Annotated in this window: 8 protein-coding genes and 1 other annotated feature; of the genes, 3 read left to right on the top strand and 5 right to left on the bottom strand. The window is 46.4% G+C overall.

Features of this window, described 5'->3' with window-relative positions; genetic code table 11:
- Positions 1–95 precede the first annotated feature (95 nt).
- The 3 genes from ABD892_RS12550 to ABD892_RS12540 all read left to right on the top strand — a co-directional run bounded on the left by ABD892_RS12550 (position 96) and on the right by ABD892_RS12540 (position 2,779).
- On the top strand, positions 96–1,706 hold the full coding sequence (locus tag ABD892_RS12550) for a DUF5906 domain-containing protein (protein WP_345196080.1): 1,611 nt from the start codon (positions 96–98) through the stop codon (positions 1,704–1,706).
- A 340-nt stretch (positions 1,707–2,046) separates the two neighbouring features.
- A complete protein-coding gene (locus ABD892_RS12545) occupies positions 2,047–2,268 on the top strand; it encodes a hypothetical protein (RefSeq protein WP_345196078.1) in 222 nt (73 codons plus the stop codon).
- Positions 2,269–2,539: 271 nt separating this feature from the next.
- Positions 2,540–2,779 carry a hypothetical protein gene (locus tag ABD892_RS12540; protein ID WP_345196077.1) on the top strand — a complete coding sequence of 80 codons (240 nt, stop codon included), beginning with the start codon at positions 2,540–2,542 and terminating at the stop codon, positions 2,777–2,779.
- Here the strand turns inward: ABD892_RS12540 and ABD892_RS12535 are convergent.
- From ABD892_RS12535 to ABD892_RS12515, 5 genes are all read right to left on the bottom strand, one after another.
- Positions 2,771–3,094, bottom strand: coding sequence for a terminase small subunit (locus tag ABD892_RS12535; protein ID WP_345196076.1), 324 nt, complete (start codon positions 3,092–3,094; stop codon positions 2,771–2,773). The two genes, ABD892_RS12540 and ABD892_RS12535, sit on opposite strands and share 9 nt — an antisense overlap.
- 82 nt (positions 3,095–3,176) lie before the next feature.
- Entirely contained in the window at positions 3,177–3,941 is a 765-nt protein-coding gene (locus ABD892_RS12530; protein WP_345196075.1) for a nuclease-related domain-containing protein, read from the bottom strand.
- Positions 3,942–4,377: 436 nt separating this feature from the next.
- Positions 4,378–5,594 (bottom strand): IS3 family transposase gene (locus ABD892_RS12525; protein WP_345196072.1). Its coding sequence is split into 2 segments (ribosomal slippage): positions 4,378–5,306 and positions 5,306–5,594, totalling 1,218 coding nucleotides; the frame shifts between segments, so codons are not numbered across the junction.
- Positions 5,200–5,316, bottom strand: a sequence feature (AL1L pseudoknot). Its footprint overlaps the gene before it by 117 nt.
- A 47-nt stretch (positions 5,595–5,641) precedes the next feature.
- Positions 5,642–5,872: a hypothetical protein gene (locus ABD892_RS12520; protein ID WP_345196071.1), complete on the bottom strand. Its 231-nt coding sequence runs from the start codon at positions 5,870–5,872 to the stop codon at positions 5,642–5,644.
- Positions 5,873–6,108: 236 nt separating this feature from the next.
- Complete coding sequence (locus tag ABD892_RS12515; protein WP_345196070.1) at positions 6,109–7,554, bottom strand: hypothetical protein; 1,446 nt, start codon at positions 7,552–7,554, stop codon at positions 6,109–6,111.
- Positions 7,555–7,770: the final 216 nt, after the last annotated feature.

Raw genomic sequence — 7,770 nt, 5'->3', positions numbered from 1 at the left:
GCGTTTTGTGCAAAAACTGTACTCTGTTGCCAAAAGTACGGCCAGCTTGCTCACATTCCCAAGGTTAAGCGGGATTTAAGGCGGGCTCAAAAAACTTGAAAAACGACCCATTCCTCGTATCGATACTTGAGCTGAGCGACCATCCTCGGTATTCCTATGAGGAAATTGATAGCAAACTCCCCAAAGATGAGCCAATCAATGATCCTGTAATGGAAAGAAAGGAGCAGGTTGATGTGAACCGCCCGTTACAGGATGGTGAACGCACCGATGCCTTGGTTAAAATGATTGGAAAGTTGATTTACCACGGAGCGAATAATGATTTTATTTTGGAAATGTGTCGGACATGGAATAAACGCAATATAGACCCTTTGCCAGACGATAAAATTGTTAAAACGCTCGAGAGTATCAGATCACGTGACGAAAAAAGATTGGAGGAAAATAAAGATTTTCATTATCTTAATTCCAGGTATGCCGTGATAAAAACAGGAGCAAAAACCTGTATTTTGGACAAGCATGACCATATAAATCCTTTTATCTCGTTTGATGATTTTAAAAAGTTGTATTCGAACAGGTTTGGAAGTGATGGAAAACCTATAGCTATAAGTTGGGAGAAACATCCACAACGGCAACAGTATAGCGCACCAGTATTTCGCCCTTGTAATCAAGTCAGGGATGGTGAATATAATATGTATGGTGGTCTGGCCATTGAGCCTGCAAGTGGTAACTGCAGTTTGTTTCTGGATTTTATTCGCAAGATTATTTGCTCAAACAATAAGGTGTTGTATGAGTATATTCTCGATTGGTTGGCCTTTTTAGTTCAGAAGCCATATGAGAAACCCGGAGTGGCTCTTGTGTTCAGGGGTAAAGAGGGTACGGGTAAGGGAACGTTTGTTCGCTATGTCGGTGCAATATTTGGACGCCATTTCAAACATGTCTTTAATATTGATCAGGTGCTTGGCAGATTTAATAATTTGCTCATGGATTGCCTGCTTCTCTTCTTGGATGAGGCGTTATGGGGTGGTGATAAAAAATGCCAGGGTATTCTTAAAGGGCTTATAACGGAGCCGACTGTTATGATCGAGCTAAAAAATAAAGACATCATACCTTTCGATAGTTTTTGTCATGTGATTATTGCTACGAATAATGACTGGTCAGTACCTGCAGGGAAAGACAGCAGACGTTTTTGTGTGCTGGATGTTTCGGATGCCCATATGCAGGACACGGCATATTTCGGACAATTGCATGAGCAAATGGAAAATGGAGGAGTTCAGGCGCTTCTACATTTTTTGTTGGAAAGGGATATTTCGAATGTTGATATCCGGAAAGTCCCAAAAACCGATGCTTTACTTGAGCAGAAAATGCGTACGCTTGACCCTATCGAAAACTGGTTACTGGATATTTTGCAGGAGGGTTCGCTTAGCTATGAAGAGCATGGCTTTGTTAAGGATCTTGGCTGGCCGGATGAAATCTCCAAAGATCAGCTGTACCGTTGTTTTAAATCACAAGCTGTTGGTACGGTCAAGCACATTGCTAAAAATAGTTTTTGCATGAAGTTAAAGAAGGTCATACCCGCTATTGGGGATGTTCGCAGAACGATGGCTAATGGCACACGCCAACGTGTGTTTGATTTACCATCACTTGATCAATGCCGTGCAGCTTTTGAGGACTATCTGGGACAACCCATTGATTGGGAGGATGGAGTGTAATACCTGCTGTCCAGGTTATCTGGGATGCCGGTAAGTAGTTAAACCGGCTCAAACCCTTGAAACAGAGCCGTCCGTCCGGGTGTCCGGGCTGGCGGCTCTTTTTTTCATCTCCCATCGTGCCGCAGAGAGAACAGGGGGGGCTGTATATATATTTTTTTAATTTAAAAAATTAAAAAAAGCTTGGACACCCGGACGCGCCCAGTAACCATGCGGCCTTCCGGTGCCCACCCTTCTTTTCTCTGACCCGGACAGCACGGACACCTTTTTCCCTCCTCGGCACGCGACAAGATTCCTTCCTAAAATGATTAATCAGGATCATCGCAGGAAAAGGAGTTCAGCCATGGCCAGATACCGTCTGGAACCAATTAACAATAATGATGATGTGTGGGCAGAGTACAGCAAAGAGCCATTAATCATCAGTGCAGACACAGAACAGCAAGCCCGTTTCAGGGCTGCTAATGCGAATGCCCGCAAGGTACTGGAAAGCAGCATAGGCCGGTCATTACCCCTTCCTCCGTGGTTATTACCCAACAAAACCCGTTGTGTGGCGCTTGATAGCTAACGCGCCATGAGACCAAAATTACCCGGAAAATTTTTTTGGAATCCCGATTTTCGAAAAACGGAAAAAGACATTTTCATGTGAGCCACAGGGTTTGGGACCCGTCCAGAAAAGACGCCCCCCTTCCCCGATTGGATCGGAGCAAGGGAATCCCGTTTTTTCCTCAGGGACCCCCGCCCCTGTTTTTGGTCTTATGACAGTGCATATAGGTTGAATGCAGTGAGTGGGGACAGGTTGAGCTGGTGGGTTGCGGACAGAACAGGCAGGGATGGTGATGAACAAAGCGCGTATTGCTCGGCGTTTAAGGAAACGGCTGCAGTACTACCGTGAACTCAATGAGACACTAAAACACCGGCAAGCGACCGGTGACTCAAGGCTGTTCACCTCAGCACAGAGGGAGGAGTACCTGAATGGTATTGAGGAGGGATTGCGTCTGGCGCTGGCACTGGTGGAGGGTAATGAGACAACGGTTGCCAGACCAGAGACGAAGGTTGTTGAGCCTGAACTACCTTAGACGGGCGTCTGGCCAGAAGCCATACAGTACTGCCAGCTGTCGTATGGCTTCGAGCCGGTCAGACACTCGTTCTGCAGTATGGTAGGTTTCCAGCAGCATGATGGCGAGCTGGTCACGGGTCACCTGATGGGTGTCACGTAACCGTTCCCGCTGTCGTCGAATCCCTTCCTGGATCGCCGGATGCTTGAGCAGTGTCGCTGCCGTGGCGTGAGGGTTCTTGTTGCGATAACCGGCAGCCTGAACCGCCTTGGCCAGGGAATCCGGATGGTTTATGTATTCGTTGATAAAGGCCTCCTGCCTTGCGTTGAGCGCCATGGTCACCTCCCTGCAACCTACAAAACTCTCTATTTTATTTTACCACGACAGACGACCAAAGACCCGAAGCCCAGGATGCTTGTCAAGCGGCCTGTTTTATCCGTTTTCGGCACTTGGGAAAAGTTGAGCATCCCCAGAAAGCTGTTCCCGCATGTGCGCCTTTCTTAGCGGTACGAAGAACCATATCGTTCCCACAGGCAGGGCAGTGCTTGGCGTCTGACTTTTGCCGCTTGATGGCCTCTACATGGCGAACATGCTCCCTGTTCGTATGCAGGGAGGGTTTTAGGCGGCCAGCCTGAATGTTTGCAACAGCGACCGCCACTTCCTGATCGGATAGCAGCGCATCAGTTTTTGAACGGATGTAGCGAACCAGCCCACGGCCATAGGTGACATTGTCTGGCATGGAGGTTTTGAATGTGGCTTCACCAACGAAGACGACGACAGAAAATAGGTTGTCATCAGCAAGCCCCAGGCAGTTGGCCAAGGTTCGGGTATGTTTGTAGTTCTGGTGCAGAGGATTCTGAAAGCGTGAAGTATGACGGAATATTTTCTGTGTCCACTGTTTCTGGTTGGCGGACCCGAATATCCACCCCTTCATATTCTTGGTCTCAATGACAAAAATACCAAAACGGGATACCAGTATATGGTCGATCTGCGTACTGCCGTCGTCTGTGGGTAATGTAACGTTATTGATAAGGTGATATTGCTTGCGATCTAACAGCAACTGAAGTGTGAAACTGATCAGCCGTTCACCCAGCCAACCTTTGAACCAAGCAGATTTTGCGACTGTGATCAGTAAGATTAACGGCAAAAAGTAACCGAGCACTGTCACTATGCTAGTAATCATGGGGGTTATATCCACAGAATGGCTCCTGTTGTGATTCTTCTATTTGGAGGCATGGACTCGTCATTCTTTCCAGGGTTGCACGCAACCTGCAAGTGGAGCATTACTGCCCGGATAATTCCTTATACCGCTGACAGGCCTTCTTTTTCTTGGACTGAATGAAGGGGTCTTTTGATGTCTGACTTTCCAGAATCAGCGCTGCACATTTCTGGTTTGCCATGACCAGTTCTGGGCTCCGAGGTTTTGTATTATCACTCGTTATGAATGCAGGCTGGATTGAAGCGATAGTTGGCTTAAAGGTACGTGAAGCCAGACAGTACATACTGACCATATTTTTGGCTTTGGGAGCGGTATAGTTCTTATTCTGGTGTGTTTGACAGACTTCATTGAAAGCTGCCTTTGAACCGCCCCGGGTTTCTCGGAGGCAGTTTTATTTGAGTCATGCCACTTGTGCAGACTCGGCTTGTTGATAATACAGGTTTTCGTATTCCGCTGGAGGCATATCACCAATTGGTTCGAGAATCCTGCGATTATTAAACCAGTCAACCCAAGTTAAGGTTGCGCGTTCAACGTCATCCAACCCTTTCCATGGATCGCCTCTGTGGATTACCTCAGCCTTGAATAAGCCGTTGATGGTTTCTGCCAGTGCATTGTCGTAAGAGTCACCTACACTGCCGACTGATGCCTGAAAGCCCGCTTCATTAAGCCGCCCTGTGTACCTAATAGACAGGTATTGACTACCACGATCACTATGATGGATAACACCACGGGGCTTGCCTCGCGACCAAAGTGGCTGCTCCAAAGCATCAAGAACGATGTCGGTTTGAAGGCTCTTTAGCACGCGCCAGCCGACAATATAGCGAGAGTATACGTCAACAACGAATGCAACATACACGAAGCCAGACCAGGTGGCGACATATGTAATGTCAGCCACCCAAAGCTGGTTGGGACGCTCCGCCGTAAACTTGCGGTTCACAAGATCAAGCGGTTTGTCGGCCAGTTCATCCGGGATAGTCGTTACGCAGCGCTTGCCTCTTCTAACGCCTTCCAGATGCAGGGCTCGCATCAATCTTTCAACTGTACAGCGAGCGACCTTGATGCCCTCACGGTTAAGCTGCCTCCAGACCTTGCGAGCACCGTAGGCACGGTGGTTTTCTTCGTAGACTCTCTGGATTTCAGGCTTCAGCTCATCGTCACGTTGAGTGCGCTGGCAGCGCTTCACTGGATAGACATCCAGATACTTGCAGCGGTAGTAGGTCGACGGTGCAATAGGCATGACTTCACAGATTGACTCGACACCGTACGCCCCACGCTCCTGGTCAATGAATGACACCATTACTTCTGTTTGCGGTCGAGCTCCGCTTGGGCGAAAAAAGCAGCAGCCTTGCGCAATATTTCGTTAGCCCGCTTCAACTCACGGACTTCGCGCTCCAACTCTTTAAGACGGGCTACGTCACTACTGGTAGTGCCGGGCTTTATACCATTGTCGACTTCCATTTTGTTAACCCATGCTCGAAGAGTCTCAGGCGTACAGCCGATTTTGGAGGCGATAGATGTAATAGCCGCCCAGCGTGATTGATGTTCATGCTCACCAGTCAACACCATGCGAACGGCGCGTTCACGAACTTCGGGGGAGTATCCAGGTCGTTTGCTCATCATCTAATTCTCTCAAGAAAGTTAGCCTCTGAGAAACCCGGGGCGGTTCACTTGGCTGCCAGTGTGCATCGGGAATATTCTGAAATCCGATCACGCTTATTATTACATACACTGTTGTCTCGAATACGCCACACCAAATGTTCGAAATGAATTTCCTGTTTCTGGTGCGTAATGACCTGGCGAGTCAATCTGGTATTGGCATTATCGGCGTATGTGTCGATAATGCTACCCGACATCGTGCTGATAACTGTCGCCAACGAGGCACTGATGATATCCATTGATACTTCCCTTTGTATTGTAATTATTCTTGAAAAAACACTTCTTGCTTATGAAGGCGACGATAATGGATGTTTTGTGCGTATCCAGTCCGACAAACAAGGTGCTATCTTTACTCATCGCTGGCCTCCGATCATTTTCTCAGGCTTGCCTGATGCGGCTCTGGTAAAAGCTAGCCCGCGTATTCTTCGGAGGCCAGCTCTTACCGGTCAGCGGGAGTCATTATGTCTAGGAGGTTCTAGTTGGCTGGGAGATACTCCAAACTATTTTTAAAAGCAGAAGTTCCGTGAACTTTATGAACACTCAGTCCTGGCGCATTAATAATTAAATCTAAAGAATTTATTATGTGAGCATTGCTTGTTTTGGCCTTTAGAATATTGGCTTGTTGGCGAACACGCGAACTCGGCTTTGTACGCGCTAAAGGCGATGTAAATTCAGGATCACCAAAGAGCCGAATAAATTCTACTATTTCAGCCTCCGTAAAGTTATTTATATGCTTTTCATAGTAAGGTAGAGCCGACTCATCTACGCCTTCACGGTATCCATGTCCGTTACCAATAAAGCATACAGAAATTACTTTTACCCACATAGACCGAGATGCCCTCGGGAGAGCGCCATTAGGAGGAAGAGAGTCATCTAACGCCTTTGCGTGGGGGTACTCATTATAAAAATTATTTGATCCAAAATGCGCACGATTTAGATTCTCTAGCTTTTCAATAATTTCACCAGCTAAACTATCTTCATCTTTATAGTTAAGGCCATCTACATGCTGTAAAAACTCTTGACAAGCGTCTTTCCTTTGAACTTCAGCATTTTTTCTAAAAGCACCAAACTTTGCACCGATTTCGTACTTACGATCTTCGGTAGCAGCATTCCATATAAATGGAGCTATACCAGCAATATTTTGTTTGGTATCGCTTGTGGTTTTATTAGTCGTATATAAGCCGAATACCGTCCACAGGAAGTCATCAATCCTTTCAATCGGTTGTTTAATGAAGTCCGCACCGATGACCGAATAGTCGTCTGCTGGTATTACTGTAGTCCGTATATTGGTTAATAGTTGCTTTACTGCGATTAGCGAGTGATCTGGTTTAGCTGTAATTGCATGCCTGAGACAAACGCTAAGCCACCCAAGCATCTCATGCCCATCAATGTCATTGTCATTTGGGTGTGCCGCACTTGCGTGATTTCGCATGTAGTTAACATGCTCTAATCGTTGGTAGTTAACATCTGAAAGCAAGCCTATTCGTCTACAAGCTTCAAGTAAATCGTGCTCACTTACTTGATCAATATCCTCTTCTTTTGAAAGGCTTTTGTATCTAGAGCTAATTTTTTCAGCAATTGAATAAAAATACTGTAAGTCGAAGGCAATAATTAATCGACGGAAAGCTCTTACTGTTTCATCCCACAAATAATTTAGCGCGCCATCAAATAAGCCAACCGAGATAGCAACAGTATATTTTGATAAGTAGTGTGATTTAATCCGGTCATCAACTGGGATAATCGATAACGACTCCTCCAAAGAGGCAATAACTTTTTTCCTCTCAGAAATTGGTACTACGACATTATCAATCGGAAGACCCACATGCGTAAGGTAACCTTCAAGCTGCTGATGCAAATCGTCGATCGGCTGACTTAGTTCAGTGGAGCCGACTGTAACCAGCTCTCTTTTTCCTTCACTCATACTCTAAATATTCTCCATAATTATGCTTGGACGCCTAACGCTCGCTTAAACTGCGGAGTCAGATTTGATGCGTTTGTTAGTTTAATGGTTGCCTACATACTCAAAATGCTAGATTCTATCGCCATATGGCTCAATACGTAAGTACTCAAAAACCGGTACATAAGGCGATTTCACGTTCTGCCGCCTAAGCTCATCCCCATGTTCCCATTACCGCCT

Source organism: Kistimonas scapharcae, from assembly GCF_039540975.1.
Lineage (GTDB): Bacteria > Pseudomonadota > Gammaproteobacteria > Pseudomonadales > Endozoicomonadaceae > Kistimonas > Kistimonas scapharcae.
This window is presented reverse-complemented; position numbering and strand designations above follow the sequence as displayed.